At 59.5% G+C, this 26,887-nt stretch carries 24 protein-coding genes; 12 read left to right on the top strand and 12 right to left on the bottom strand.

Annotated features, from left to right (window positions below):
• Nucleotides 1-87 precede the first annotated feature (87 nt).
• Nucleotides 88-984 carry a hypothetical protein gene (locus tag Q0O19_RS04230; RefSeq protein WP_295520350.1) on the top strand — a complete coding sequence of 299 codons (897 nt, stop codon included), beginning with the start codon at nucleotides 88-90 and terminating at the stop codon, nucleotides 982-984.
• A 63-nt stretch (nucleotides 985-1,047) separates the two neighbouring features.
• Here Q0O19_RS04230 and Q0O19_RS04225 read toward each other — a convergent pair whose 3' ends face one another.
• The 4 genes from Q0O19_RS04225 to Q0O19_RS04210 form a co-directional block, all read right to left on the bottom strand.
• Entirely contained in the window at nucleotides 1,048-2,055 is a 1,008-nt protein-coding gene (locus Q0O19_RS04225; protein WP_295520348.1) for a class 1 fructose-bisphosphatase, read from the bottom strand.
• 35 nt (nucleotides 2,056-2,090) lie between these two features.
• A complete protein-coding gene (pepN, locus tag Q0O19_RS04220; RefSeq protein ID WP_295520346.1) occupies nucleotides 2,091-4,802 on the bottom strand; it encodes an aminopeptidase N in 2,712 nt (903 codons plus the stop codon).
• Between the two features lie 33 nt (nucleotides 4,803-4,835).
• Nucleotides 4,836-5,940, bottom strand: a protein-coding gene (gene prfB / locus Q0O19_RS04215; protein WP_295520344.1) for a peptide chain release factor 2 whose coding sequence is annotated in 2 segments (ribosomal slippage) — nucleotides 4,836-5,858 and nucleotides 5,860-5,940 — 1,104 coding nt in all. Because the reading frame shifts where the segments join, the coding sequence is not laid out codon by codon here.
• A gap of 95 nt (nucleotides 5,941-6,035) precedes the next feature.
• The gene (locus Q0O19_RS04210; RefSeq protein ID WP_295520341.1) at nucleotides 6,036-6,962 is read right to left on the bottom strand and encodes an alpha/beta hydrolase; all 927 of its coding nucleotides are present in this window, start codon (nucleotides 6,960-6,962) and stop codon (nucleotides 6,036-6,038) included.
• Nucleotides 6,963-6,987: 25 nt separating this feature from the next.
• On the opposite strand from Q0O19_RS04210, the gene Q0O19_RS04205 reads away from it, so the two are divergent.
• From Q0O19_RS04205 to Q0O19_RS04185, 5 genes are all read left to right on the top strand, one after another.
• A complete protein-coding gene (locus Q0O19_RS04205; protein WP_295520339.1) occupies nucleotides 6,988-8,757 on the top strand; it encodes an AMP-binding protein in 1,770 nt (589 codons plus the stop codon).
• Nucleotides 8,758-8,836: 79 nt separating this feature from the next.
• Nucleotides 8,837-9,898: an aldo/keto reductase gene (locus Q0O19_RS04200; protein WP_295520337.1), complete on the top strand. Its 1,062-nt coding sequence runs from the start codon at nucleotides 8,837-8,839 to the stop codon at nucleotides 9,896-9,898.
• Nucleotides 9,899-9,907: 9 nt separating this feature from the next.
• Nucleotides 9,908-10,399 (top strand): aminoacyl-tRNA deacylase, encoded by a 492-nt coding sequence (locus Q0O19_RS04195; RefSeq protein WP_295520335.1) that lies wholly within the window; start codon nucleotides 9,908-9,910, stop codon nucleotides 10,397-10,399.
• 28 nt (nucleotides 10,400-10,427) lie between these two features.
• A complete protein-coding gene (plsY, locus tag Q0O19_RS04190) occupies nucleotides 10,428-11,057 on the top strand; it encodes a glycerol-3-phosphate 1-O-acyltransferase PlsY (RefSeq protein WP_295520333.1) in 630 nt (209 codons plus the stop codon).
• Nucleotides 11,054-11,410, top strand: coding sequence for a RidA family protein (locus Q0O19_RS04185; RefSeq protein WP_295520331.1), 357 nt, complete (start codon nucleotides 11,054-11,056; stop codon nucleotides 11,408-11,410). The genes plsY and Q0O19_RS04185 overlap by 4 nt, the downstream gene beginning before the upstream one ends.
• Nucleotides 11,411-11,443: 33 nt before the next feature.
• Here Q0O19_RS04185 and bktB read toward each other — a convergent pair whose 3' ends face one another.
• From bktB to Q0O19_RS04165, 4 genes are all read right to left on the bottom strand, one after another.
• Entirely contained in the window at nucleotides 11,444-12,628 is a 1,185-nt protein-coding gene (gene bktB, locus Q0O19_RS04180; protein ID WP_295520329.1) for a beta-ketothiolase BktB, read from the bottom strand.
• 80 nt (nucleotides 12,629-12,708) lie between these two features.
• Nucleotides 12,709-13,464 (bottom strand): SDR family NAD(P)-dependent oxidoreductase, encoded by a 756-nt coding sequence (locus Q0O19_RS04175; protein ID WP_295520327.1) that lies wholly within the window; start codon nucleotides 13,462-13,464, stop codon nucleotides 12,709-12,711.
• An 83-nt stretch (nucleotides 13,465-13,547) separates the two neighbouring features.
• Nucleotides 13,548-14,882 (bottom strand): cytochrome c, encoded by a 1,335-nt coding sequence (locus Q0O19_RS04170; RefSeq protein WP_295520325.1) that lies wholly within the window; start codon nucleotides 14,880-14,882, stop codon nucleotides 13,548-13,550.
• On the bottom strand, nucleotides 14,879-15,544 hold the full coding sequence (locus Q0O19_RS04165) for a c-type cytochrome (RefSeq protein ID WP_295520385.1): 666 nt from the start codon (nucleotides 15,542-15,544) through the stop codon (nucleotides 14,879-14,881). Before Q0O19_RS04165 ends, Q0O19_RS04170 begins: the two co-directional genes overlap by 4 nt.
• A gap of 274 nt (nucleotides 15,545-15,818) precedes the next feature.
• On the opposite strand from Q0O19_RS04165, the gene Q0O19_RS04160 reads away from it, so the two are divergent.
• Nucleotides 15,819-16,340, top strand: a complete 522-nt coding sequence (locus Q0O19_RS04160; protein WP_295520323.1) for a GNAT family N-acetyltransferase — start codon at nucleotides 15,819-15,821, stop codon at nucleotides 16,338-16,340.
• Nucleotides 16,337-17,311: a tRNA-dihydrouridine synthase gene (locus tag Q0O19_RS04155; protein WP_295520321.1), complete on the top strand. Its 975-nt coding sequence runs from the start codon at nucleotides 16,337-16,339 to the stop codon at nucleotides 17,309-17,311. The genes Q0O19_RS04160 and Q0O19_RS04155 overlap by 4 nt, the downstream gene beginning before the upstream one ends.
• Here Q0O19_RS04155 and Q0O19_RS04150 read toward each other — a convergent pair.
• A complete protein-coding gene (locus Q0O19_RS04150; protein WP_295520319.1) occupies nucleotides 17,296-17,661 on the bottom strand; it encodes an Hpt domain-containing protein in 366 nt (121 codons plus the stop codon). The genes Q0O19_RS04155 and Q0O19_RS04150 overlap by 16 nt on opposite strands.
• A 54-nt stretch (nucleotides 17,662-17,715) precedes the next feature.
• Entirely contained in the window at nucleotides 17,716-18,612 is an 897-nt protein-coding gene (locus Q0O19_RS04145) for an NUDIX hydrolase (RefSeq protein WP_295520318.1), read from the bottom strand.
• A gap of 140 nt (nucleotides 18,613-18,752) precedes the next feature.
• Between Q0O19_RS04145 and Q0O19_RS04140 the strand changes: the two genes are divergently transcribed.
• The 4 genes from Q0O19_RS04140 to Q0O19_RS04125 all read left to right on the top strand — a co-directional run bounded on the left by Q0O19_RS04140 (nucleotide 18,753) and on the right by Q0O19_RS04125 (nucleotide 24,379).
• On the top strand, nucleotides 18,753-19,676 hold the full coding sequence (locus Q0O19_RS04140) for an SDR family NAD(P)-dependent oxidoreductase (RefSeq protein ID WP_295520316.1): 924 nt from the start codon (nucleotides 18,753-18,755) through the stop codon (nucleotides 19,674-19,676).
• A gap of 499 nt (nucleotides 19,677-20,175) precedes the next feature.
• A complete protein-coding gene (locus Q0O19_RS04135) occupies nucleotides 20,176-22,218 on the top strand; it encodes a PAS domain S-box protein (RefSeq protein ID WP_295520383.1) in 2,043 nt (680 codons plus the stop codon).
• 61 nt (nucleotides 22,219-22,279) lie between these two features.
• Complete coding sequence (locus Q0O19_RS04130; RefSeq protein ID WP_295520315.1) at nucleotides 22,280-23,371, top strand: adenylate/guanylate cyclase domain-containing protein; 1,092 nt, start codon at nucleotides 22,280-22,282, stop codon at nucleotides 23,369-23,371.
• Nucleotides 23,372-23,386: 15 nt separating this feature from the next.
• Nucleotides 23,387-24,379, top strand: coding sequence for an NAD(P)-dependent oxidoreductase (locus Q0O19_RS04125; protein ID WP_366939026.1), 993 nt, complete (start codon nucleotides 23,387-23,389; stop codon nucleotides 24,377-24,379).
• A 39-nt stretch (nucleotides 24,380-24,418) separates the two neighbouring features.
• On the opposite strand, the gene Q0O19_RS04120 is transcribed toward Q0O19_RS04125, so the two are convergent.
• Both Q0O19_RS04120 and Q0O19_RS04115 read right to left on the bottom strand, forming a co-directional pair.
• Nucleotides 24,419-25,402: a tripartite tricarboxylate transporter substrate binding protein gene (locus tag Q0O19_RS04120; RefSeq protein WP_295520311.1), complete on the bottom strand. Its 984-nt coding sequence runs from the start codon at nucleotides 25,400-25,402 to the stop codon at nucleotides 24,419-24,421.
• A 432-nt stretch (nucleotides 25,403-25,834) separates the two neighbouring features.
• On the bottom strand, nucleotides 25,835-26,887 hold a 1,053-nt coding region (locus Q0O19_RS04115; RefSeq protein WP_295520309.1), incomplete at its 5' end, for a calcium-binding protein.

The raw sequence follows: 26,887 nt of genomic DNA, 5'->3' as shown, positions 1-26,887 counted from the left end.
TTATAACCGACACGGAGGCTGACCGCTTTAGAATACCCGATGCTGCATTTTTTAGCAGCGCTATTTTTATTGATTTAGGTTAACAGCATGAAGCGTGATTACTTTTCTCATAACACCCCGTCCGACCGCCGTTTTGTTGACCATCGCTCTGGCACCTGCATGGCCTTGATCGATGGTCGTTTTTTGATCTGGATGGCCCAACAAGGTGCCGTGGGGGCCACGGGTGAGTCGGTCAATCGCCAGGGTTTGCTCGGCTTGTTGTCGCAAGCGCTGGCCAACGCCGGGCTGGATGTGGATTTGCGTCGAATTTATTGGTACAGCGACCGCTCTGACGGCTTGATCATCGACGACCAGATCGTGCGTTTGGTGCAAACCCACGATGCCGATGGCGGTGCCTCACTGCTTCGCTCCTTGGGCCATGACATGAAGCAACTGGCCGAGCACCATGCGTGCGACCATGTGTTGGTGGCCAGCGACGACGAGCGTTTCTTGGCCACCATAGACGAAGCCCAACTCAGTGGTGTCAGCGTGCATTTGCTGGCCGACGAATCTGCCCGCAACATGCCCCAAATGGTGCGCACCGATCCGGGTTGGGCCCGTTTGTTGGCCCAGGGTGACCGCCGCGTGGTGGTCAATTCGCAAGCGCTGGCCGATATGCTGCAAGGCAAGTTGCCCAGCGGTATGGGCTTGGCTTTGGAAGATGTGGAAGAGTTGCGCAAGTCGATGCACGAAGTCATCACCGCTTGGTGGGCAGACGAACCTGAAGACTTGCGTGAGGACCTGCGCGATGCGCTGCAGGTCAGCCGAGGTATTCCGCAAGAGGTGGATCGTCAGCTCTTGCTGCGCATGCGCCAGCGTTTGGCCCGGGCCTTGAGCTTGCCAGAAAAGAAAATGCTGCGCGAAACTTTGCGTGCTGTGGTTGCAGAGCCCTTGGCGCAGGCCGTTCCCCTTGTGGACGGTATGCCACCTGACGACGAAGAGTGAGTCAACCCACAAATTGGCGGGCTGAGCGCTGCTGATGCCTCAACGCCATGCACTTGCCTGTATTCAAGGCTGGGTGTGGTACTGGGTCAGCCGCTGAACTTCGTTTTTGGAGCCCAGCACCACGCTCACTCGTTCGTGTAACTGTCTGGGTTGCAGGTCGAGAATGCGTTCCTTGCCGTTGGTGGCAGCTCCTCCGGCTTGCTCGATCAGCCAACTCATGGGGTTGGCTTCGTACAGCAGGCGAAGTTTGCCGGGCTTGTGCGGTTCGCGCTTGTCCCAGGGGTACATGAACACACCGCCACGCGTCAAGATGCGGTGCACATCGGCCACCATGCTGGCAATCCAGCGCATGTTGAAGTCTTTGCCGCGTGGGCCATCTTTGCCTTGCAAACATTCGTCGATGTAGCGGCGCACCGGTTGGTCCCAGTGGCGCATATTGCTCATGTTGATGGCGAATTCTTGGGTGTCGGCGGGCACCTGCACGTTTTCTTGTGTCAGCACAAAAGAGCCCTGTTCGCGATCTAACGTGAACATGGCCACACCGTCACCCACGGTGAGCACCAAGGTGGTTTGAGGGCCATAGACACAATAGCCTGCGGCCACTTGCTGTTTGCCAGGTTGCAGGAAGTCTTGTTCGGTCACGCCTTGGTTTTCGCCGGCTTTTTTCAACACGCTGAAGATGGTGCCGATGCTGACGTTGACGTCGATGTTCGACGAACCGTCCAGAGGATCGAACATCAGCAGGTACTCGCCTTGTGGATAGCGGTTGGGAACCAAATAGATGCTGTCCATCTCCTCAGAGGCCATGGCGGCCAGGTGGCCGCCCCATTCGTTGGCTTCGAGCAGCACTTCGTTGGCGATGATGTCGAGCTTCTTTTGCACTTCGCCTTGCACATTTTCGCTGCCAGCACTGCCCAACACACCACCCAATGCGCCTTTGTTCACGGCATGGCTGATGCTTTTGCAAGCACGGGCCACCACTTCCAGCAGCAAACGCAAGTCAGCCGGAATATGGCCTTTGTCGCGTTGTTGCTCCACCAAGTAGCGGGACAGGGAGATTTTGCTGCTCATGTTCTTTCCTTGGATTCTGTTGCCAGCGGAGGGGCTCAGTTGCTGCTCAGAGCGCGTTGGGTCACTTCGCGTACATCGTTGGAGAGGTCGGCTTTTGCCGCAACGCGTTCAATGGCCACGCGTGCTGCACTGCGGTAAGGCTCGGCCAATCGGCTCCAGCGGTCCATGGCGCGTGCCAAGCGCGCAGCCACTTGCGGGTTGATGGCGTCCAGCGCCAAGACCTGCTCACTCCAGTACACATAGCCTGCTGCATCGCCACGGTGAAAACCTGCGGGGTTGGCACTGCAGTAGCTGAAGATCAGGCTGCGGGCGCGGTTGGGGTTGCGCAGGCTGAAGTCGGCATGTTGCATGAGCTGCCGCACGCGTGGCAAAACGTCGCCACCGCGGTCGGGCGCACTGGCTTGAAGGGCAAACCATTTGTCAATGACCAATGGTTCTTGTCGGAACATTTTGTGGAAAAGCGCCAAGGCGTCTTGCGCCAGTGCATGCCCACTGACCACCAACGCTGACAAGGCATTGAAACGGTCGGTCATGTTGCTGGCATCCTTGAACTGCTGGTAGACACGTCCAGGTGTGACGGCGTCACCGCTTTGCACCGCAGCCACGCACAGCATGCCCATGGCCAAACCCGACAGAGCGCGGCGGCCACTGGACTTGGCGTCTGGCACGTAGGATCCATTGTGCTTGTGGGCATCCCAAGCCCATTGCCAATCGGGCTGTAAGGCCATGGCCAGTTGAAGGCGCATGTTTTCGCGCAAACCGTGCACGCGTTGCGGATCCACCACGTCCAGTTGGTCAGCGATGTAGTTCTCTGAAGGCAGGGTGAGTGCCAAGTCTTTGAAAGCCGCATCCAGCTGGGGGTGGCGCAACACATTGCGCAAAGCTGCGACCAGCGCATCCGACAACACGGGCGTGCCGGTCACGTCCTTGTTTTGCTGAATGGCCAACAAGGCGCTTTGCAGCATCAGGCGCTGGCTCGCTTCCCACTGGTTGAACGGGTCGGTGTCATGCGCCAACAAGATGAGCAGGTCATCGGCAGACAAACCGTCTTCCAGCACCACGGGGGCGCTGAAAGCGCGCAGCAGCGAGGGCACAGGATCGCTGTCGATGTTGACAAAGGTGTAGCTGCTGCTGGCCTCGGTCAGCACCAGGGTTTGCTGTGTGGACACCTCCGCGCTGCCTGCCAGCTGCAAAGTCAGTGCTTGGCCATCCCGGTTGAGCAGGCCCAGGGTGACCGGGATCACGAAAGGCGCTTTGCGTTCCTGGTCTGGCGTGGCTGGACAACTTTGGCTGAGCGTGAGTGTGTAAGTGCGTTCTGCCGCATTGAAAACCCCTGTCGCTTGCAGGCGCGGTGTGCCCGCTTGGCTGTACCAATGCTTGAATGTGGCCAGATTCAGCGCCAGCGCCGAGGCCGGGTTGGCGTCGGCAATGGCCTGTGCAAAATCGTCGCAGGTGACCGCTTGGCCATCGTGGCGCTCAAAGTAAAGCTTCATGCCTTGGGCAAAACCATCCCGACCTTGCAAGTCGGTCGGGGTGGCCACCAGGGTTTGCATCATGCGAACGACTTCGGAGCCTTTTTCGTAGATGGTGACGGTGTAAAAGTTGTTGATTTCCACATAGCTGTCAGGGCGCACAGGGTGCGCCATGGGGCCAGCGTCTTCTGCAAATTGCACGGTACGCAAGACGCGCACATCTTCGATGCGCTTGACGGCGCGGGCGCTGACCTCACCGGCCATATCTTGGCTGAATTCCTGATCGCGGAAAACCGTGAGGCCCTCTTTGAGTGACAGCTGGAACCAGTCACGGCAGGTGATGCGGTTGCCGGTCCAGTTGTGAAAGTTCTCATGGCCGACGACCGATTCAATGTTGCCGAAATCCACGTCGGTGGCGGTGGCCGGGTTCGCCAACACGTATTTTGTGTTGAAGATGTTCAGACCCTTGTTCTCCATTGCGCCCATGTTGAAGTCGCTGGTGGCGACAATCATGAAGCGTTCCAGGTCCAGTGGCAGGCCAAAGCGGGCTTCGTCCCAGGCCACACTGGCCATCAGCGAGTTCATGGCGTGTTCGGTTTTGTCCAGGTCGCCGGGACGCACAAACACTTGCAGCAAATGTTCTTTGCCACTGCGGCTGAGGATGCGCTGCTCACGGGCAACCAATTGGCCCGCCACCAAGGCAAACAAGTAGCAAGGCTTTTTGTGCGGGTCGACCCACTTGGCAAAGTGGCGACCGTCTTCCAGAGGGCCTTGCTCGACCAGGTTGCCGTTGGACAGCAGCACCGGGTACTTGGCCTTGTCGGCACGCAGCGTGACGGTGTAGCTGGCCATCACGTCCGGTCGGTCCAGAAAGTAAGTGATGCGGCGGAAACCCTCTGCCTCGCACTGGGTGAAGAAAGAATCGTTGCTGACATACAAACCCATGAGCTGGGTGTTCTTTTCGGGGTTGCAGGTGGTGAAGATTTCCAAATCAAAGGCGTCCAGGCCTTCGGGCAGGTTTTCCAGCACCAACTGCCCGCCATCCATCTTGAAAGAGGTGCCCGCACCGTTGACCAGCACGCGTGCCAGGTTGAGGTCTTCGCCATCCAAGCGCAGCGCTTGTGCCGTAACCTGTGGGTTGCGACGCAGGCGCATCTTGTTGAGCACGCGGGTTTTGCTGGGCTCCAGATCAAAGGTCAAATCGACCGTATCGATACAAAAAGCCGGGGCGGTATAAGCCTCCCGGTGAATCGCAGTGGGTTGTCCTTCACGCATCACTAACTCCGTTTTGGTTGAGGTCTGACCGGGTCAGAGGCCTTGTTTCAGTGAGGCTTCGATGAATGCATCGAGGTCGCCATCGAGCACCTTTTGTGTGGCCGAAATTTCGACATTGGTGCGCAAATCTTTGATGCGGCTGTTGTCCAGCACATAGCTGCGGATCTGGTGACCCCAGCCCACATCGGTTTTGGTGTCTTCCAGCTTTTGCTGCTCTTCCATGCGTTTGCGCATCTCGAAGTCGTAAAGGCGTGAACGCAGACGCTGCCAAGCCACGTCGCGGTTGCTGTGTTGGCTTCGGCCATCCTGACACTGCACCACAATGCCCGTGGGGATGTGCGTCAGGCGCACCGCCGAGTCGGTTTTGTTGATGTGCTGACCGCCTGCGCCACTGGCTCGGAACGTGTCGGTTCGCACGTCGGAGGGGTTGATGTTGATCTCGATCGAGTCATCGATCTCGGGGTAGACAAACAATGACGCAAACGAGGTATGGCGACCGCCCGAGGAGTCAAATGGGCTTTTACGTACCAAGCGGTGCACGCCGGTTTCTGTGCGCAACAGTCCAAAAGCGTACTCGCCTTCGATCTTGATGGTGGCACCCTTGATGCCTGCGGTATCGCCAGGCGTCTCGTCTTCAACGGTGGCTTTGAAACCTTTGCGTTCGGCGTATTTGATGTACTGGCGCAGCAGCATGCTGGCCCAGTCGCAAGCTTCGGTGCCGCCAGCACCTGCTTGGATGTCCACAAAACAATTGAGCGGATCGGCTTCGTGGCGGAACATGCGGCGAAATTCGAGGTCTTCCACCAATTGGGCCAGTTTGACGGCTTCGGCTTCGATGGTCTTGAGGCCATCGTCATCGCCTTCTTCCTTGCTCATCTCGAAGAGCTCCAGGTTGTCGGCCAGCTCGCGGGTGAGATTGGTGATGGTGACCACCACGCTGTCGAGCGCTTTTTTCTCTTTGCCCAGCTCTTGGGCTTTTTTCGGGTCGTTCCAGACCGAGGGATCTTCGAGGGATGCGTTGACGGTTCTCAGTCGTTCAGACTTGGCATCGTAGTCAAAGATACCCCCGTAGCTCGTGGGTACGAGCGGTCAGGTCTGTGAGGGATGCGCCGATTTGGTTGATGTGTTCTGCGTCCATGGGAAAAGTGTCCGGTTCGGTAAACCATGTATTTTCTCATGAGTTGCCACTTCGACCGGGCCCCTAGCGGTACAACGGTGGAGCGGAATTGAAAATCAAGCGCCTTTGCTCGCCAAAAATGGCTCAATTAACTCCGCCAGTATTTGGGGCTGGTCGTGGTGCAGCATGTGACCCGCGTCTTCAATCGTGGCTTTTTCAAGCTGTGGCACCGATTTGAGCCGTTCGTGAAACTCGGCCAAGCTGTATTTGCCTTTCCACCATTGCGAGAGGGAATCGTCTGACGATTCGATGGCCAGCACAGGGGCGCTGATGCGCTGGTACATGGCCAGCGCTTCTTCGACGTGGAACAAATACGGATTGATCACCTTGTGCGCAGAGTCGCCCAAAATGTGCCACTGGCCGTCTGAGCCCGGGCGAGCCCAATGCTGCGCCAGCCAGTCGGCTTGATCCTGGCCCAAGCGTCGGTTGGTTTTCATCAATCGGGCAGCGACACCTGCGGCATCGGCATAGGGCTTGAGCCCTTTCTCGTCTGTGCGTTGGGCTTTGACTTCGTCCAACCACTGGGTCATGCGGCCAGGCGCTTGCGCTGGCCGAGTGGCAGCCAAGCCAAAGCCCTCCAAATTGACCAGTCGGCGGATTCGCTCAGGGCGAGAGCCTGCGTACATCATCACCACGTTGCCGCCCATGCTGTGGCCCACCAAGTCAATGGTTTGGTTCGGGTAGAGCGCATCGAGCAGGGCGTCCAGGTCGGCCAGGTAATCCGGAAACCAGTAACTGTCGGTCGCAGGGGCTTCGGTCAGGCCATACCCCCGCCAGTCCATGGCGATGATGGGGCGTTGGGCGACAAAGGCCTCGCTCAGGGCATCCACCATGAATTGCCAAGAGGCGGCCACGTCCATCCAGCCGTGGGCCAAAACCAGTGGGGTGGCACCCGGCGCGGGTGTGCCCCATTGGCGAATGTGGTATCGGCAGCCGCGCAGCGGCACCCAGAAGCTTTGTGATTCACGTAGGACTTGGTACATACTTTCCATCATAAGGAGACAAACGATGAGCGTCAGTCGCAACCAAGACCGCCCAAACCCCGCCAACCTAGACCGTTATGCGGCCATTCACCAGGGCTTTGGCTGGAAAGTGCCCCAGCGCTTCAACATGGCGCAGGCTTGTTGCGGTCGTTGGGCGTCTCAACCTGCCACGGCCCGGCATGTGGCCATTCGCGAGCATGTGGCGGGGCAGGGCTTGGGCCAGAGCTGGACATTCGGTCAATTGCAAACCGCGGCCAACCGCCTGAGCCGGGTTTTGCAGAGCCTGGGTGTGCAACGCGGCGACCGGGTGGCGATTGTGTTGCCTCAGCGTTTTGAAACGGCGGTGGCCTACATGGCAGTGCTGCAAATGGGCGCGGTGGCCATGCCACTTTCCATGCTGTTTGGCCCCGAGGCGCTGTCTTTTCGCATCAACGACAGCCAGGCCCACGTGGCGGTGTGCGACGAATCGACCGTGCAGGCTTTGCTGCAGGCCCGGCCCGATTGTCCCGGCTTGCAGACCCTGATCGGGGTCGGCTCAGCAGGGGCGCTGGCCGACTTGGACTGCGCGCAAGCGGTGGCCAGCCAGGCCGCGTCGTTCAAAGCCGTGAACACACGGGCGCAAGACCCGGCGGTGCTGATCTACACCAGCGGCACCACGGGCAACCCCAAGGGCGCGCTCATCCCGCACCGGGCGCTGATCGGCAACTTGACGGGCTTTGTGTGCAGCCAAAACTGGTTTGGCTTTGACCCATTCAAAGCCAATCGACCGTCCAAGGCCGTCTTTTGGTCGCCCGCCGATTGGGCTTGGACGGGCGGCTTGATGGACGCCTTGTTGCCCAGCCTGTACTTTGGCAGGCCCATCGTGGCTTTCAATGGGCGTTTTTCACCTGAGGCGGCGTTCGAGATTTTGCAAAGCCACGGCGTGACACACACCTTTTTGTTCCCCACAGCGCTCAAAGCCATGATGAAGGCCGTCCCCGATGTGAAAGTCCGCTATCAATTGAATTTGCAAGCCATGATGAGCGCGGGCGAGGCCGTGGGCGATGCGGTGTTTGGCTACTGCCAAGAGCAGTTGGGTGTGACGGTGAACGAGATGTTCGGCCAAACCGAAATCAATTACGTGGTGGGCAACTGCGCCCGCCTTTGGCCTGCCAAACCTGGCAGCATGGGCAAGGGTTATCCGGGCCACCAGGTCGCGGTCATCGACGACGCGGGGAACTTGTGCCCCACAGGCACACCCGGCGAGGTGGCTGTGAACCGTTTGGATGTGCATGGCCAGCCCGACCCGGTGTTCTTTCTGGGCTACTGGAACAACGACAAAGCCACCCAGGCCAAATACACGGGTGACTGGTGCCGCACAGGCGACATGGCCGTCGCGGACGAGGAGGGCTACCTTTGGTACCAAGGCCGTACCGATGACATGTTCAAAGCGGCCGGCTACCGCATTGGCCCGGGCGAGATTGAGAACTGCCTGGTCAAGCACCCGGCCGTGGCCAACGCCGCCGTGGTGCCCAAGCCCGACGCCGACCGGGGCGCAGTGGTCAAGGCCTATGTGGTCCTGTCACCGGACTGGCAGGCCCGCCGACCTGCCGGACCGGGCGGGGACAGCTTTGACAGCGAGGTGCGCCGCGAACTCCAGGCCCATGTCAAAGGCTTGTTGGCGCCCTATGAATACCCCAAAGAGATCGAATTCATCGACCAGCTGCCCATGACCACCACGGGAAAGGTGCAGCGCCGGGTGCTGCGCTTGCAGGAAGAAGCACGCGCGACAGCGCTGCACGCCCAGGCACGTTGACGCGTGACAAAATCCAACCACCCCCTTGTTTCCCTGCTCAGGGAAATCTGGCTGGCTTGAATTCAACACAGGACACACCATGAAACTCGTTCAATTGGGTCAATCCGACCTGCAAGTGACCCCCATTTGCTTGGGCACCATGACCTTTGGACAGCAGGTCAACGAAGCCGACGCGCACGCCATCTTGGACCGTTCGCTGGAAGCGGGGATCAATTTCATCGACACCGCCGAGATGTACGCCGTGCCCGCTTCGGCCGACACCTGCGGCGCGACAGAAACTTTCATTGGCAACTGGTTCGCTCACAACCCCGGTGCCCGCGAAAAATTGGTATTGGCCACCAAAGTGGCTGGCCCTTCGCGGGGCATGCCTTGGATTCGTGAAGGCTCGGGCATGACGGGGCAAGACATCCTGAACGCCTGCGACGCCAGTCTGCGCCGTCTGAAAACCGATGTGATCGACCTGTACCAAATCCATTGGCCCGAGCGTCACGTGCCAGTGTTTGGCATGACCTACTTTGACCCGGCCAAAGACAAGTCAATCACCTCCATCCATGAACAGCTCGAAGCTTTGTCCAAGCTGGTCAAGGCAGGCAAGGTGCGTTACATCGGTTTGTCCAATGAAACGCCTTATGGCGTGCACGAATTTGTGCGCTTGGCCGAGCAGCACGGCTTGCCCCGAGTGGCCACGGTGCAAAACCCATACGCCCTGGTCAGCCGCACCTATGACAACGGGCTGGACGAAACCTGCTACCGCCTGAACGTGTCCATGCTGGCTTATTCGCCCCTGGCCTTTGGTTTGCTCACTGGCAAGTACGACCACGACGATTTGAAAGGCCCGCTGGTGCCCGACGGCGGCCGCATCGCCCGCTACGACTCGATGCGCAAGCAGCGCTGGGGCCGTACTGAGGCGCTGGTGGCTGCTCGCCGCTACAACCAGTTGGCGCGGGACAACGGCATGACGCCCACGCAGATGGCTTTGGCGTTTTGCTACCACCGCTGGAGCGTGACCAGCACCATCATCGGGGTGACCTCGCTGGCGCAACTGAATGAAGACTTGGCCGCGTGGAGCACACAGCTGACGCCCGAAGTGCTCAAGGCGATTGACGATATCCGTTGGGAATTGCGCGACCCAGCTTTGTGAATTGAGGCAATGGTCAAGAAAGACAAAGTCAGCGAAACCCCGGCCACGGCATTCTTGCGCCAGCACGGGGTGGCGTTCACCGAGCACCCTTACGAGTATTTGGAACATGGCGGAGCACAGCACAGCGCCCAAGTGCTGGGCATGGACCCGTTTGCCGTGGTCAAGACCCTGATCATGCAAGACCAGGATGCCAAGCCGCTGGTGGTGTTGATGCACGGCAACCGCAAGGTGTCCACCAAAAACCTGGCCAGGCAAGTGGGCCTCAAATCCATCGAACCTTGCGCCCCCGATGTGGCCAACCGGCACAGCGGCTACCTGGTGGGCGGGACTTCTCCTTTTGCCACGCGCCGGGCCATGCCGGTCTACATCGAAGAAACGATTCTGACTTTGCCGCGCATTTGCATCAACGGTGGCAGGCGGGGTTATCTGGTGGGCATTGCGCCGCAGGTTTGCATGCAGTTGCTGAATGCGCAAGCTGTGAACTGCGCGCTGGCAGAATGAAGCCCTGAAGAAAACAAGGGAGACGCTGATGGATTGGATGATGCCCGTAGTCGTGGTCGTGGCCAGTTATTTGCTGGGCTCGCTGAGTTTTGCAGTGATCGTCAGCCGCTGGATGGGGCTGAACGACCCGCGCAGCTATGGCAGTAAAAACCCCGGTGCCACCAATGTGCTGCGCTCGGGCAGCAAAAAAGCCGCGATTTTGACCTTGCTGCTGGATGCCGCCAAAGGCTGGTTGCCCGTGGCTTTGGTGTTGACGCTGGGGCCGGACTGGGGTCTGGGTGTTGGCGTGGCTGCTGCCGCAGGCTTGGCCGCATTTTTGGGGCATTTGTTCCCGGTGTTTTTCGGATTTGTGGGCGGCAAGGGCGTGGCCACGGCGGTGGGCGTGGTGGTGGGTGTCAATGGCCCCTTGGCCTTGGCGACTGTTTTGACTTTTGCCATCGTGGTGTACTTCAGCCGCTATGTGTCCTTGGCGTCGATGGTGGCGGCGGTGTTTGCGCCGACCTTCTATTTGTTTGGCAGTGGGGTGGCATGGCAGGCAACGGCCCCTGAAGTTGTGTGTTTGGCCGCCATGGCCTTGCTTTTGGTGTGGCGTCACCGTGACAACATCCACCGCCTGTTGGCGGGCACCGAATCCAAACTGGGCCTCAAAAAGCCATGAACACAGAGTTGAAGCGGCTGCATGTGGCAGCACGTTACAGCGAAGCGGCCATTTTCAATGGTGTGGTGTATTTGGCAGGCATGGTGCCCGAGTGCGAGGCCACCGACATCCGCAGCCAGACCGCCGATGTGCTGCGCCAAATTGAGGAGCGTCTGTTGGAGGCGGGCAGTGACAAAACCCGCATCTTGCGCACCCAGATCTACTTGAAAGACATCGCCGACATCAAGGCCATGAACGAGGTGTGGGACGCCTGGGTGGTGCCAGGCAGCGCCCCACCCCGCGCCACAGTGCAAGCAGCGCTGGCCGATCCGGCCTATTGGATCGAGGTGGTGGTGACGGCGGCGCTGTGCTGACCTGAATTTTCGCTTCAGATCAGTCCCAGGGCATCACATGCGCTCAAAAATCGCCGCAATGCCTTGACCACCGCCGATGCACATGGTCACCAGCGCGTAGCGGCCGTTCACGCGTTGCAGCTCGTACAGGGCTTTCACGGTGATCAAAGCACCCGTGGCCCCAATCGGGTGGCCCAGAGAAATGCCTGAGCCGTTGGGGTTGACCTTGGCCGGGTCCAGGCCCAACTCGCGCGTCACGGCGCAGGCTTGGGCAGCAAAAGCTTCGTTGGCTTCGATCACGTCCAGGTCGTTCACGCTCAGGCCGGTTTTTTTGAGCACCGCGTGTGTGGCCGAGATCGGGCCCACGCCCATGATCTTGGGGTCCAGACCGGTGTGGGCATAACCCACCAAGCGGGCCATCGGCTTGGCACCCCGGGCCTTGGCCGCGCTGGCTTCCATCAGCAGCACAGCGGCGGCGGCGTCGTTGATGCCCGAGGCGTTGCCTGCGGTCACGGTGCCGTTTTCTTTCAAAAACACGGGCTTGAGCTTGGCCATGTCTTCCAATTTGCAGCCGGGGCGGACGTGCTCGTCGGTGACGTAGGCCACATCGCCCTTTTTGCTTTTCAGCATGACCGGCATGATCTGGTCTTTGAAGTAACCGGCTGCCGTAGCGCGTTCGGCGCGGTTGTGGCTTTCAACGGCCAGCGCGTCTTGCATGTCGCGGGTGATGCCATATCGGGCGGCCACGTTTTCAGCCGTCACGCCCATGTGGATCGTGTGGAACGGGTCGTGCAGGGCGCCGAGCACCATGTCAACCATCTTGCTGTCACCCATGCGGGCACCCCAGCGGGCGCTGAGAGATGCGTAGGGGCCGCGGCTCATGTTTTCAGCGCCGCCGCCAATCGCGATGTCGCAGTCACCCAACATAATGGATTGGCTGGCGCTGACGATGGCCTGCAAGCCCGAACCGCACAGGCGGTTGACGTTGAAAGCCGGGGTGCCTTCGGCGCAGCCGCCGTTGATGGCCGCCACGCGGGACAAATACATGTCTTTGGGTTCGGTGTTGACCACATGGCCGAACACCACATGGCCCACGTCTTGGCCTTCGGTGCCCGCACGGGCCAGGGCTTCGCGCACCACTTGTGCGGCCAACTCGGTGGGGGCGATGTCCTTCAGGCTGCCGCCGTAGGTACCAATGGCGGTGCGCACACCGCTGACAACAACAACTTCACGGCTCATGGGAAAGGTCTCCGATTTGAAAAAATGAAATGGCCAACATCACCACAGTGTCGTGCGGGAAGGCTACAGCGGCCTGACAATCAAGCCCGGACGTCGGCCACAGGTTCATGACCGAAGTCTGGCCGGGCCAGAAAACGCAACACCAACCCGGCAGCCTGCTCGGGTGTGCTCAGCTGGCCTTGCGCCTTGAGTTGCAAAAACTTGTTTTGATCGGGGAAAGCTTCACCCGCAGCACCGCGCATTTGCACCTGCATGTCGGTGTCGATCACGCCCGGGGCCAGTGAACAGACTTTGGCCCCATGGCTGCTCAGGGCCTCGTCCAGCGCCATGCAGCGTGTGAAATGGTCCATGCCCGCTTTGGCCGCGCAATAACCCGCTTGTGAGGCCATGGGGTAACGGCCCAAGCCCGATGAAATGTTGAGCACTTTGCGTGGCAGGGTCCAAAGGTGTGTGGCTGCCAAAAAAGCCGCGCACAAAGCCATGGGGGCTTCCAGACCCACCCGCAAGGCCTTGGCCAGATCTGCGGGCTTGGATTGCCGCATGGGCAAGATCGGTGGGATGACGCCTGCATTGTTGATCAAGTGGGCGCTGGCGAAATCTGCTGGATTTTGACCCTGCAACCATGCATGTAAGCGCTCACTGGCACCTTCGCCATCGGCCAGGTCTTGGTGCCATTGGATCAGTGTGACGCCTGCCTTTTGGGCGGCGGCGGTCAAATCAGAACTGCTGTGGCGTGAGAGGCACAGCAGGGTGTTGCCGGGTTTCAACAATTGCTGGGCCATGGCCAGGCCCATGCCGCGCGAGGCGCCCGTGAGGATGTAAAGGTGTTGTGACATGTCCACATGCTAGCGGTGTCATAGGGCCTTCAAGTTGCCGAACATGACAGTTCGCCCCCGCTTTTGTCAGAGCTTGAACAGGGTCACTGACCTTGAGCCGCCCGAATCCGGTTGACCTGCAAAGGCGTGACTTCCCCTGCTTGGTTGCCCCATTGGGTGCGCAGGTGGGTGAGCACCGCAGCAATGTCCCGATCGTCGAGTTCCAAAACAGCAGGCGGCATGCCAAACGGGCGAGGGTGACCTGCCGTGGTGGGGCCGTAGCCACCGTAAAGCACCAGTTGCACCAGGTTGGTCGGGTCTTTCAGCAACACGGCGCGGTTGCCGGCCAAGGCCGGATAAGCGACTTCGCCTGATGCGGTTTTCACACCCGCGCCTTGTTCGCCATGGCATTGCAGGCACTGGCGTTCGTAAACCTTGGCGCCTTGGTTGGCCACCTGCAGCGTGACGCGGGTGGGCTTGGCTTGTGCAGGCAAGGCTTGCGCTGTGTGTTGCGCCCGCGATTGCAAATACACCGCCATGGCCTGCAGGTCTGCCTCAGTCAGGTGTTGCAGACTGTGCTGCACCACCTCTCCCATGGGCCCGTTGGTTTGTGCCGTGCTCGAAGCGCCAGTTCGCAGCAGGCGCACGATCTCTGGCAAAGGCGTGCTGGCCATGCCAGTTTCGGCGTCACGGGTCAGGTCAGGGGCGTACCAGTTGAGCACCGGTATGAGCCCGCCCGACAAGTCGTCCACCGCGCCACTGGCTCCCAAGGCATTGCGCGGGCTGTGGCAGGCAGCGCAGTGGCCCAGGCCTTTGACCAAATAGGCCCCACGGTTCCATTCGGCTGTTTGGGCTTTGTCAGCCTCAAAGGGGCTGGGTTGGAAATACAGGCTGCGCCAAACGGCCAAGGCCGGCTGCGTGCCCAAGGGCCAGGCCAGGGTGTGGGCCGGTTGGGCTTGCGTCACGGGGGGCATGCTGCTGAGCCATGCAAACACCGCGTCGCTGTCTTCACGCGTCACCACACTGGTGTGGTTGTAGGGAAAAGCCGGGGCCAGCAAGCGTCCGTCTTTCGAGCGGCCCAGGTGCATGGCTTGCCAAAAGTCTTGGGCGGTCCATCGGCCCAAACCCGTTTCGGGGTCGGGCGTGAGGTTGCTGCTGTACACGCCACCAAAGGGCGTCTGGATGCGTCGCCCGCCCGCCCAAGGTGTGCCGCCCCGGTTGGTGTGGCAGGCCATGCAGTTACCGGCCAAGGCCAGGTAACGGCCTTGTTCAACTTGGGCTTTTGTGGCTTGCACCCGAGCAGAAGGGGAGGCTTGGGACGGCAGCAACAGGTCGCCCCAGTTGTCCACCACCACGCCAAGGGCCAGCATGATCAGACTCAGCAGGGTGACCCACACCAGTCGTTTGACCGGATGCATAAGCTGGAGCGCTGGCTTCATGGGCGGGCTCCTGCGTTCGCTTGGCGTGCGGCCGAGAGTTCCGGCGCACTGCCGCAGCGCAGGGCTTCGGGCAAGGCGGGACCGGCTGGAGGGCGATCGGCGGGTCGTGCGTCCGCTGGCAGGGGCTGGCGGGCCAGCCAGCTGGACACCGCGATCAGGTCTTGTGCCGGCATGCGCTTGACGATTTCGGCCATGCAGTCTGGGGCGTGCGCGCGGCGTTGCCCGGTTTGCCAGGCGCCCAATTGGGCGTTCAAGTAGTCCAGCGGCAAGCCCAGCAGACCGGGTACGTTCGGCTGAACACCCGTCAGGCGGGTGCCGTGACACTGGGTGCAAGCGGGCAGGCCACGGGTGGCGTCACCTTGCGAGACCAGTTGCTGGCCTTTGGCCAGGCGCTCGGTCGTGATGGCATTGCTCGCGGTGGGGGCGGGGTAGGGCAGTTTCAGGTTGGCAAAGTATTGCGCCATCTCGCCCATGTAGTCATCTGTCAAAGGGTCGACCAAACGGGTCATCAGTTCGTAATGGCGTCGGCCTTGCGCGAAATTGCGCAGCTGGTTGTGCAGGTAACCTGCGGGTTTGCCCGCCAGTCGGGGGTAGTAACCATCCGGCCCGGCGCGGCCTTGGTCACCATGGCAAGCGGTGCATGCGCGGGTGCGCTCGGCCATGTCATCGGCAAATCGGGCGGGTGTTTGTGCGTTGACGGGCCATGCTGTCAGCGCAGCTGAGATGAGCAGCGCAACGATGGCGACACGGTTGAAAGCAGATACGGCGGTCTGGCGGGCGTGTTCAATTCGCTGGGGTGAGCCCAGCCCTGAGTGCAAAAATCGTGCAATGAAAAAGGTCCTCATGGTTTGAAGATAACCGAAGCGGCGACAATGTCGGGCTTTGCGCCAAAACCCCAGGCTTTTGGCCTCTTGTTTTTACTCATCTTTTCAAGCCATGTCCGATATCCAAGTCCGATTCGCCAGCCTCCAAGACGCCCCTGCTGTGGCTGCATTGCATGTGAGCGCCTGCCGCGCCGCCTATGCAGGGCAAGTGCCAGAAGCCCATTGGGATGCCACGCCCATGCCCAAACGCGTGTCGTTCTGGAAAGAAGCGATCGAATACGGTGAGCCGCAAGTCATGGTGGCGGTCGATGGTTCAGAAATTGTGGGTTTTGTGGGTTTTGACCGTTCTCGCGATCCGAAGTCCAAAAACACCACGGGCGAGATCTGGGCCATTTACGCTGCGCCCAACCGCATCGGCCAAGGCGTGGGTTTGGCCCTGTGGGACGCCGCTCGCGAAGGCCTTCAAGACGAAGACTGCACCGATGTCACGGTTTGGCTGCCTTTGCTGCACGAACAAACCTTGCGCTTTCATGACCTGGCTGGCTTCAAGCGCGAGATGAACACCGCCCGCACCGTGCCCTTGGGCGGCGTGAAAGTGGAAGAGGTGCGCCTCAAGCGCAAGCTGGGCGGATGACTTTGGGGGCACGCGTCCTGCTGGCCCCTATGGAAGGGCTGCTCGACCACACCTTGCGCGACATGCTCACACGGGTAGGCGGGGTGGATTTGTGCGTGTCCGAATTCATCCGCGTGACCAACACGGTGCTGCCGCGCCGCGCCTTCATTCGCGTGGCCCCCGAGTTGCTCAACCAAAGCCGCACTGTGGCGGGGGTTCCCGTCAGGGTGCAATTATTGGGGTCTGACCCCGATTATTTGGCGGCGAATGCGGCGGCCTTGGCCCAGCTGGGGCCGGCGGGCATTGATTTGAATTTTGGCTGCCCCGCCAAAACCGTGAACCAGCACCGAGGTGGCGCGGTCTTGTTGGATGAACCCGAGTTGGTGGGCCAAATCGTGGCGGCGGTGCGCCGGGCGGTGCCTGCGCATATCCCGGTTTCGGCCAAGATGCGCTTGGGCTACAACGACGACAGCCGAGCCGAAGCGTGTGCCTTAGCCATCGAAGCCGCCGGGGCCAGCGATTTGGTGGTGCATGCCCGCACCAAGGCCCATGGCTACCGACCACCGGCTTATTGGGACCGGATTGCCGACTTGCGCCAGCATGTGCGCATGCCCATGGTGGCCAATGGCGAAATCTGGACTTTGTCGGACGCTTTGCGTTGCCGTGAGGTGACCGGTTGTGAGCGCTTGATGATCGGGCGAGGCATGGTGGCGGATCCGGGGCTGGCTTTGGCGATCGCGCAGCACGATGCGAGGTCCAGTGGCGCTGTGCCAAGCGCCGTGTCATGGCGTCAGATTGTGGGTTTGATGCGGCTGTTTTGGCAGGGCATTGCTTTGCGCGTGGCGCCTCGACACAGGGCGGGACGGCTCAAGCAATGGCTCAATTACTTGCGCCGGGTCTATCCAGAGGCGCAAGAGGCCTTCGATCAGTTGCGCCTGCTGCACGACCCTTCCAAGATCGACCAGTGGCTGGCCGTTCAGGCCGTCGAGTGAAGACTCAGGTGGTGCGCGACTTCGCTTCGAAGCGTCGCCAGTTGGGGGGCCAGGCGCATGTAAGCGCTAAGGACATCCGAGGGTTCGGCGTGTTTGCTCAGGTGTTCCACACTCACCACCTGTTCCACCAGGCTGTCGACACAAAACACGGGCGTGAAGCCTTTGAGTTGGTGCAATAAGCGGTTGGCGCCGTGCAGATCGCCTTGGTCCAGCATGGCTTGGATGCGCGGCAATTCTTCCCCCAGGGTTTGGTGCAAAGTTTTCAGCAGGGTCAAGACCCCGTTGGCATCACCAATGAATTCCATGGCCCGTTCAACAGACAGGTAAGTGGGCGAAGTGGATGAGCTCATAAAGTCAAGAGGGGTCATGTCCAATAAGGTTACAAATTGTAACCTCCAAGTCGGTCAATCCAACAAACCGGCCAGACCTGTGACGGGCTCGAAACGTTTGTTTTTGAACATCAAGCGCGTCGGGCCCGGGAAAGCCGCTTTGGGGATCGAGTGCCTGGGGTCTCCGGGGTAGCAAATGGTGCGGACCCCATCTTGGTCATAGGGTTCGGGCTCTACCACCGGTGGCTGGCGGCTTTGCGCTTCCGACAGGGCACTGTGGGTGTTTGGGTGCTTTGCCAAATGGACCAAGCCCATGATTTGGGGTGGTGCCAGCTCAATGTCGTGGTCCCAATAGCGCAGCAGTGCTTCTCGGGGGGTGGTCCACAGCGTTTCGGTGGTCTCGTGGTTGTCGTGCGCAGCAGTTTGGCCTTCAGGCACACGCGCCATGAAAAAGCGGGTGTCAAAGCGCTTGTTCGCCACCGAGGCTTGCCGAGGCGTGATCCACCGGGTCCAAGGCACCAAGGCATCGGTGGCCAGCCGAAGCGACAAAGTTTGAAACGCCTGTGACCAGTTTTGCCCGCTGGCCAAAGCCTTTTGCAGGGCTTGCAAGTCAGTCGACACGCCGGTGTGGGCATCCTCGGTCAAAGCCTGACCCAACAAGATGCCGCACTCCTCAAACGCTTCCCGAATGGCCGCGACGAACAAGCCTGCGGCCCGATCTGGCTTCAATTCCGGCTCGCCCAGACGTCGGTGCAAGGTGTTGGTGTCTTGACTCAGGCGAGACAGCACCTCGGGGCTTTGGTCGGCAAGGTCGAGTTTGCCGCCGGGAAACACACAAGCCCCGCCGAACACGCTGGACGCTTGGTGACGCCTGAGCAGCAGCACTTGCAGACCTTGTGCGCTGTCTCGCAGCAAAACCACCGAGGCAGAGTCCAGCGGCGGTGTGGTGATGGTTTGGGTGTTCAGTTCCATGGGCAATCTGTCAATCGTGCAACACAGCCCAAGGGCTGCTTGATTTAAAGTGGGTGTTGATCGGGGTACGAAGTCAGGTTATCAGACGCTTGGCCCAAGACCTGTCACCTGTTCACACCCATTCAAAGCAAGGAAAACGCATGAGCATCGATTTCAAAGGCCGCGTGGCCATCGTCACCGGTGCAGGTGGCGGCTTGGGCAAGCAGCACGCGCTGGCGTTGGCGGCACGCGGGGCCAAAGTGCTGGTGAATGACCTGGGGGGCGATGTGCACGGCGTGGGCGGCTCGGTGTCGGCGGCGCAGGCCGTTGTGGACGAGATCCGCGCTGCGGGGGGTGAAGCCATGGCCAACGGTGCATCGGTCACCGACTTGGAGGCGGTCAAAGCCATGGTGCAGCAAGCGGTGGACGCTTGGGGCCGGGTGGACATTTTGGTCAACAACGCGGGCATCTTGCGCGACAAGAGCTTTGCCAAGATGGCCTTGGCCGACTTCAGGTTGGTGATGGATGTGCATGTGATGGGGGCGGTGCACTGCACCCAGGCCGTGTGGCCCCTCATGCAAGCGCAAAACTATGGCCGCGTGGTGATGACCACCTCGTCCAGTGGTTTGTATGGCAACTTTGGCCAAGCCAACTATGGCGCCGCCAAAATGGCCTTGGCGGGCTTGATGCAAACCTTGTCCATTGAGGGCGAAAAAAACAACATCCGGGTGAACTGCCTGGCCCCGACGGCCGCCACCCGCATGACCGAAGGCCTGATGCCCGAACAAGTGTTGCAGGCGCTGGAGCCCAGCGCTGTGGTGCCGGCCATGCTGGTCATGGCCAGCATTGACGCGCCCAATCGCACCATCATTTGCGCGGGTGCTGGCAGCTTTGAGGTGGCACACATCACCCTGACCCAAGGCGTGTACCTGGGCACCGGCCCCGATACCGCAGAGCGCCTGGCTGCCGCTATGGCGCAGGTGACCGATCGCCAAGGCGAGACGGTGCCGCTTTCGGGCTCAGCCCAAGGCGCACTGGAAGTGGGCAAGGCGCTGGCGGCGCACAGCGGTCACACACCGTCATGAGCACCCGCAAACGAGTGCTGCTTGTGGCATCGCATCTGGCATTCGCGGGCGCAGGCTTTGCGGGGGGCATCTACGCAAGTGAACTCAAGTTTGGGGTGTGAAACCGCAGGTCAATTGATCACGGCGGCAAGATACCGATAGACCCCTTAAAGGGGCAGTGCGTCCTGTTACCCATGGGGGCTGTATGGGTTCATTGACCTGTTGGAAGCCCGTTTGACGAGCAACCCAGCACAAGGGCATGCCGCACAAGGCCGCGTCTGCTGCTATCGTGGGACACCTTCAGGCCTGACCTCTTTGCCTTGGGCCTTGGGCCCGCATTTCTTGGATATCACCCCTCTTTGTTGAAAGGGCTTGTCGCTCAGACCCATCATGCAAGCATGCTCACTTTTCAAACCTGCGCGACCGATCGCCACACCACCTCATGAATCCACACCATTCTCTAGATGTTGGTCGCGTTACGCAGGAGGGCGTCACTGAAGTTCGACGAGAAGAAGCGGTCATCAAAGCAGGGGCGTTGCAAAACGCCATTTTCAACAGCGCCAACTTCTCCAGCATCGCCACCGATGCCAAGGGCGTGATCCAGATTTTCAATGTGGGCGCTGAGCGCATGTTGGGGTATTTGGCAGCCGAGGTGATGAACACCATCACCCCGGCCGAGATCTCAGACCCCCAAGAGCTGATCACCCGCGCAGGTGCCTTGAGTGCAGAGTTTCACACGCCCATCACGCCGGGATTTGAGGCGCTGGTTTTCAAAGCATCGCGGGGCATCGAAGACATTTACGAGCTGACCTACATCCGCAAAGACGGCAGCCGTTTTCCGGCGGTGGTCTCGGTCACGGCCTTGCGTGACATCGACAAGGTGATCATTGGGTATTTGTTGATTGGCACCGATAACACCGCCCGCAAACAGGTGGAGGCCGAGCAGCAGAAGCTGGACCAGCGCTTGCGGGACCAACAGTTCTACACGCGCTCGCTGATCGAGTCCAACATCGATGCCTTGATGACGACCGATCCGGCCGGCATCATCACCGACGTCAACAAGCAAATGGAAGCGCTCACTGGCTGCACCCGTGACGAACTCATTGGCGCGCCATTCAAAAGTTATTTCACCGATCCAGCGCGGGCGGAGGCGGGCATCAAGCTGGTGCTGAGCGACAAAAAAGTCACCGATTACGAGCTCACAGCCTGTGCCCGTGATGGCAAGAAAACGGTGGTTTCATACAACGCCACCACCTTTTATGACCGAGACCGCACTTTGCAAGGCGTTTTTGCTGCCGCTCGGGATGTCACCGAGCGCAAGCGCTTTGAACAAGCTTTGCAAGAAACCAATGTGGAAATGGAGAGTGCCAAATCTGCCGCAGAAAAGGCCAACTTGGCGAAATCTGATTTCTTATCGGGCATGAGCCACGAGCTGAGGTCGCCACTGAATGCCATTTTGGGGTTCGCGCAGCTGATGGCCACGGCCACGCCTGCGCCTTCCGATTCCCAAAAAGAAAGCATCACCCAAATTCTCCAGGCAGGTTGGCACCTTTTGAAGTTGATCAACGAGATTCTGGACCTCTCCGTGGTCGAGTCCGGGAAAGTGTCTTTGTCGCTGGAACCCGTGGCCTTGTCAGAGGTGTTGTCCGAATGCCAAGCCATGATGGAAGCGCAGGCACAAGAGCGGGGCATCCTCATGACTTTTCCGCAGTTTGAGCAGTCCAGCTTCGTGTGGGCGGATCAGACAAGGCTCAAGCAAATCGTCATCAATTTGCTGTCGAACGCCATCAAATACAACGAAAGCAAGGGTCAAGTGAATGTGACATACGCCTTGGGGTCATCGGACCGCGTTCGCATCAGTTTCCAAGACACAGGTGCGGGTTTGCCACCCGACAAACTGGCGCAACTGTTTCAACCGTTCAACCGCTTAGGACAAGAGGCAGGCAGTGTGGCCGGTACCGGTATTGGTTTGGTGGTCACCAAGCAATTGGTCGAACTGATGGGGGGTGTTTTGGGGGTGGACAGCACAGTAGGCAAGGGGAGTGTGTTTTGGGTGGAGTTGCGCAGCACGCCGGCCCCAGAACTCAAGGCCATCACGCGGGAGGAGGTGGTGCCCAAGCTGGCCAGTGAACCGGTGGACGCCCCTGTGAAAACGCTTTTGTACATCGAAGACAACCCGGCCAATATGAAGTTGGTCGAACGCTTGATCGATCGGCGTACAGACATGGCGCTGCTGAAGGCCGTCGATGGCTCAGCCGGCATCGCGCTGGCACGCTCGGCCTTGCCAGACTTGATTTTGATGGACATCAACTTGCCTGGCATCAGCGGTATCGATGCCTTGAAGGCGCTCAGGGAAGACGTGGCGACAGCGCATATCCCTGTGGTGGCCTTGAGCGCCAATGCCATGGCGCGGGACATTGAAGTGGGCCGGCAACTGGGTTTCTTTCGGTACCTGACCAAGCCCATCGTGGTGGAAGAGTTGATGAGCACCTTGGACTTGGCGCTCGATTGGGCCCAAAAAAATCCCGGCTCGCCCAAGCCAACCGACGGGTCCCAGACCTGAAGCCTTTGTCGCACTGTTGGAGTCTTACCCCCCCCTCATTCATTCACCGACGGAATCAAGCGTGATCCACACCTCCAACATCCTGAAAGCCAAACTGCTCATCGTGGACGACCAAGCCGCCAACGTGCTCTTGCTCGAGCGCTTGCTGCGCAGCGCAGGCTACAGCGTTATCACTTCGACGCAAAACCCGACCGAGGTCAGTGATTTGCACCGACAAAACCGGTACGACCTGATCCTTTTGGACCTCAACATGCCGCAGATGGATGGTTTCCAAGTGATGGAGGGTCTGCAGGCGATAGAGACAGACGGCACCCTGCCGGTTCTGGTCATCACCGCCCAGCCCAATGAAAAACTCAGGGCCTTGAAGGTCGGTGCTTTGGACTTTGTCAGCAAACCGTTTGACATTGCCGAGGTTTTGGCACGGGTGAAAAACCTGCTGCAAGTGCGTTTGTTGAACCTGGAGACTCAAAAACTGTACGAACAAGTTTTGGTGGAGCAAGAGCTGTCGGAGATGCTGCTGCACAACGTCTTGCCCCAAGCCATTGCTGAGCGTCTGAAAGGGCGATCCAGACTCACGGCCGATCACCTGAACCAAGCGATTGTGGACAGCTATGCCAACGTGACCGTCTTGTTTGCCGACATTGTGGGTTTTACAACTTTTTCTCAAGGCGTGAGCCCCGAGGTGTTGGTGGGCGTGTTGAACGATCTCTTCACGCGTTTTGACCACATCGCCGAGCACCGCGGTCTTGAGAAAATCAAAACCATTGGCGATTGCTACATGGCGGCGGCGGGCTTGCCCGTGGTGGTGACCGACCATGCCGATCGCGCTGCGCACATGTCGCTGGACATGCTGGATGCCATTGAAGACTTCAATGCAAAGAGTCCGTACCCGCTGAACATCCGCATTGGCATCAGCACGGGTGCGGCAGTTGCTGGGGTCATTGGCAAGAGCAAATTTTTGTATGACCTCTGGGGTGACGTGGTGAACACCGCCAGCCGCATGGAGTCGCATGGCTTGGCGGGCCGGATCCAAATGAGTGGCGCGACCCATCAAGCCTTGACGCAGTCGTTTGAATTGGAGCATCGCGGTGTCATTGACGTCAAAGGCAAGGGCGAGATGAGCACTTGGTTCTTGAACAAGGCGGGCCACTGATGGGCGCTCGTCCATTTGTTGAAAAGCCAGTTTTCCAAGCAAAATAGACAACTTACTACAGGAGACCCCATGAAAATCGGTATCGCAGGCATTGGCAAAATGGGCGCAGCCATTGGCACACGCTTGTTGGCGCAGGGCTATGACCTGACGGTCTGGAACCGCAGTGCGCCCAAAGCGCAAGGCTTGCGAGATGCTGGGGCCAAGTGGGCGCAAAGCCCCCAAGCGCTCACCGCAGCGGTTGACGTGGTGTTGACCTTGCTCACGGACGAGGCGGCCTTGAACGAGGTCTATGCGGGCCCGAACGGCTTGCTGGCCGAATTGACTGCCATGGACGGCACATCCAACGCCAGCGATCTGGCGCCCTCAGACAAGCGCAAAATCTTCATCGACATGAGCACCGTTCAACCGGCCAAAGCGCAAGACATGGCCGCCCAAATTGCTGCGTTGGGCGCGGTCTTTTTGGAGTGCCCCGTGGGCGGCAGTGTGGGGCCGGCCAAAGAAGGCAAGCTGTTGGGGTTTGTGGGCGGCGATGCGCTCGATTTGGACAAGGTGTTGCCCTTGCTGCAAACCCTGTGCAAAAGGGTTGAGCATGTGGGCCCGCATGGCGCGGGCGCCACCATGAAGCTGGCGGTCAACCTGCCGCTGATGGTGTACTGGCAAACGCTGAGCGAAGCGCTCTCTCTGGTCGAGCCCTTGGGCTTGGACCCGCAGCGGGTGATCGACATTTTGTCGGACAGCTCCGGAGGGCCCAACATGCTCAAGGTTCGCGGCACCATGATCGCCCAAACCTTGAGGCAAAAAAAGAGCGATCAGGTGACTGTGAATGTGGCCACCATGCGCAAAGACCTGAGGACGATGGTGGCGCAAGGTCATCGCACACACAGGGAGTTGCCGCTCACGTCGTTGGCTTTGGAAAAATTCAACCAAGCCGCGCAAAGTGGCTTGGACGATAAAGACTGCACCGAGTTGCCTGTTTGGTGGTTGAACCAAGGTGGCGTCGGCCATTGAGGTGAAGGTGGGCCAGCCATGCGCTGGCCCAGGGCGGACTCAGTCGATCTTCATTTCGCGGATGGTGCCGCGGAACTGGTCCATTTGTTTGCGCAAAATGGCGTCCTGTGCTGCAGGGCTGGAGCCCACCGCTTCGGCGCCAAGATCGGCCAGTCGCTTGGCCACATCGGGGTGACGCACAGCCGCCACCACCTCTTTGTTGAGGCGGTCAATGATGTCTTTGGGGGTTTTGGCCGGTGCAAAAACGCCGTTCCAACCCTCTAACTCCAAGTTGGGAAAGCCCAGCTCTTTGACCGTGGGGATGTCGGGCAAGCCCGCGATGCGTTTGGAGGCGGTGGTGGCCAAGGCCTTCAGGGTGCCTGCTTTGAGTTCGGCCAAGGAAGAAGACAGCTGATCCCCCCCCACCTGCAAGCGACCGGCCAACATCTCTTGTTTCAAGGGGGCTGCGCCTTTGAATGGAATGTGCGTCATGTTGACGTTCGCATCTTTTTTATAGGCCTCGCCCAAAACGTGCATGGTCGAGCCTGGGCCTGTTGATCCGTAGTTGTATTGCAAATTGGGGTTGTTTTTCAGCAAGGTGGCCAACTCGCGCAGGTCTTTCGCCGGTACTGAAGGGCTGGCCGTCCAGATGAAGGGAACGTAGATGGCAATCGACACGCCCGCAAAGTCGGTATCGACGTTGAAGGGCAAACGGTTGGCCAAACCCTGAGCCACTGCGGCCAAAGGGAAAGACAGGTTGTGCATCATGATGGTGTAGCCATCGGCCGGTGACTTGGCCAGCAGGTCTGCACCAATGTTGCCTCCAGCGCCGCCCCGGTTGTCGACCGTGACAGCTTGCCCCATGGACTCGCTCATTTTTTGCGCAACCAAACGGGCCACAATGTCCGTTGTGCCCCCTGCTGGGAAAGGCACGATCATTTTGATCGGCTTGGAGGGGTACGATTGTGCGAGCGCGCTGAGCGGCAACAGTGTGGCCATGATCGTCACAGCCAGAACGCGTTTCAAGGGGTGTTTCAAATGCATCTTGTCTCCTTGTTATGGGGTGCGACCGTCGAGGGTGGCGGCATCAGTATCACACAAATGAACCGACGATTGGTGCTCGGTATCCCTGCCATGATGGACCCGATGGTGAGGGTGCAAAGAGCTTTGTGACAGGATGATCGCGTCATCCAACGCCCTTTCGTCACACCATGAAATCACAACCCTCAAGACTGAACTACGGCGGCCGACCCGACACCTCCGGTGCCGCCGCCAAGCTTTACCCTTCAGGCAATGATGCGGCCATCATGTGGGCGAATACAGCTGGAACGGAGCCTATGGGATAGGCTTTTTTGCCGACCCACAAGCCCCACAAAGCTGCCTGCTTGCAACCATTGGATCAGCAGTGACCAAGCCTTGGTAAGCCGGTCCCTGCTTGTTCACTTGGCGGCAATCAGACCGGCCAGAACGTTGTAATCAAGCAATAAACTCAAGGTCACTCGCGTTCAGGGTGGATGTGTTGATGCCCGTCAGCGTGGCAATCAGCACCGCGTTGCCTGAGTTTGAGCTGAATGATCCTTCGTTGATTGTGTAGTAAACCTGGACGCCTGCGCTGCCAGAGGTTGCGCCAACAAACACGATGGCTCCGGTGTTTGAGGTGTTGCTGCCATTGAGGTCTACAGGCAAGGATGAGGGTGCAGCAGTAACGATGTAGAAGTTGCCATCAGACGAAGTTGTTCCTAGCGATGCTCTGCCAGTGATTGCAAAATCTGCAGCAGAGAACTGCAACTTATCCACTGGGCTTGTGTTTGTACCCAAGTCGATTCCTGTGATGGTATCCACGCCCAGAGAACTGACTCGCGCAGTATGTCCAGCAGTTCCGCTTCCGCCTGCAAAAATGACCACGTCTAGGGCTGAGGCTAACGTCGTTTCCGTGAGTATCAGGGTGTCATTGCCTTGCCCGCCTGTCAGAGTGTCTGCCCCATTACCACCAGTTAATGTGTCGTTGCCAGCTCCGCCAGTGAGTAAGTTGTTGCCTGAGTTGCCCACCAAGCGGTTGGGCAGGGTGTTGCCCGTCGCATTGATGGCAGCCGTACCGGTCAGGGTCAGGTTCTCCACAAACTGGCCAAGAGCGTAGCTGATGGAGGACTGCACCGTGTCGGTGCCTTCTGTATCTAACTCTGAGACCAAGTCGCCTGCGTTGTCCACCACGTAGGTGTCGTTGCCTTTGCCACCATACAAAGAGTCATTGCCAGTCCCGCCGTCCAGGCTGTCATTGCCAGCCCCACCACTGAGTGTGTCGTTGCCGGCAGCTCCAGACATCGTGTCATTGCCTGAAGTACCTGTGAAGTTATCGTTGCCCGGCGTTCCTGTGAACACCTGGCCTGTGCCCGACGCAATGGTGGTGAAATCGTAGGTTGAAGTGCCTGCGAAGTTGTTGCCAGCGGTGTCCTTGATGGACCCTAAGGCAAAGGTCACGAAGTACCGGGTGTTGTTGCTCAGGTTGTTGGTCGGATCGATGGTCAGGGT

Origin of the sequence: Limnohabitans sp. Rim8 (genome assembly GCF_945869175.1) — a bacterium.
Lineage (GTDB): Bacteria > Pseudomonadota > Gammaproteobacteria > Burkholderiales > Burkholderiaceae_C > Limnohabitans_A.
The sequence above is the reverse complement of the archived record's forward strand: the minus strand, read 5'-3'. Positions and strand labels throughout refer to the sequence as shown.